The organism is Bacillus sp. AY2-1, assembly GCF_008368965.1.
GTDB lineage: Bacteria > Bacillota > Bacilli > Bacillales > Bacillaceae_G > Bacillus_A > Bacillus_A thuringiensis_S.
Map to the genome: position 1 here is coordinate 1 of NZ_QPEL01000337.1, position 1,217 is coordinate 1,217.

Here is a 1,217-nt window from a genome sequence, read left to right on the forward strand (position 1 = left end):
ATTGTATACTTGTGTCACACAAAAAAGGCTTTCCAGTTATGTAACTTGGAAAGCTCTTTATAAGCAGTATTTCTATATAAGTATTTTATGTTATAATATCTCTTTTTATAAATGTAGTAAATGATATTAGTAAGAAAGCAAATAGATATAGAAGTACTATGATTACAGAAAATGATAAACTCATCCCTTTTATCAGTATGTCACCGGTGTAGTACATATTGAGGTCTGTATTAGAAAATATAATATATTTTGTCCAATCATATTTTTGTGCAAGTATACGCATTGTAGTTCCAGCCATAAAATAGATACAAAGTGACATCACTAAAGATAGTGTATTTTTTTGAAAAAGGGTTGATATCATAAATGCTATAGATGATATAGCAATAATATCTATAGAAGCGAACAAAAAATATCTAGATATATATAGTACCACTCCTTCTTCAAATACCTGTCCATTATGGTAAACGAGATAAGTATTTAGTTCTGAATTCCCAAATAATAAATATCCTACACCAATAGAAAGCAACACTAACATTATAATTAGAATAAAGCACAAGGATACTATCACCATATACCTAGATAACAAAAATGAAAATCTAGAAATAGGTCTTACCATGATTAAGTTAATAGTCCCTCGATTAAATTCCGAAGAAATACTAGTTGCTGCTAAAGCTATAATAAATAAGCTTATAAAAGATAAAAAAGGTTTATTAGAAAGGATAAATGTCCATAAACTATTAGTGTTTTCTGGTGGTATATTATGTTGTATTCTATATTCGTTAAGGGCTATCGTCTTTTTATTATATTCGTATGCAAGAAAATTTTCAGGCATTTCTTGAGACTCTTTTATTAATTTACTGTTTTGCATTTGAAGTTCTTGTTTCCAATTGGCCCCATACGATTTTCCGTGCTCTGAATGCATTTTTATAAATATACCATGACCCACTATAAATATTATTAAAAAACCTAACATAAGATATATACCATAATGAGAAAATATCTTCTTATATTCATTTTGAATAAGTCTAAGCATATTAATTTTCCTTTCCCTGAACAACTTCTAAAAAGTAATCTTCTAATGATTTTTCGTGCTCTTTAAAATCGTGAACTATATGATTATTTTTTTCTAAAGTTATAAGTATTGAAAGAAATTTGCTTTTATTGGTATTCAATCTAACAAATTGAACAGAATGATCAATTGTAATATCGGGATGTAC

General features: G+C 27.4%; 2 protein-coding genes. Both read right to left on the bottom strand.

Annotated elements, in window-relative coordinates; all coding sequences use genetic code 11:
- Positions 1–85: 85 nt before the first annotated feature.
- The gene (locus tag DN403_RS30915) at positions 86–1,033 is read right to left on the bottom strand and encodes an ABC transporter permease (protein ID WP_098437852.1); all 948 of its coding nucleotides are present in this window, start codon (positions 1,031–1,033) and stop codon (positions 86–88) included.
- Position 1,034: 1 nt separating this feature from the next.
- Positions 1,035–1,217 (bottom strand): hypothetical protein (locus tag DN403_RS31605; RefSeq protein WP_218948256.1); only part of this gene is annotated, 183 nt, incomplete at its 5' end.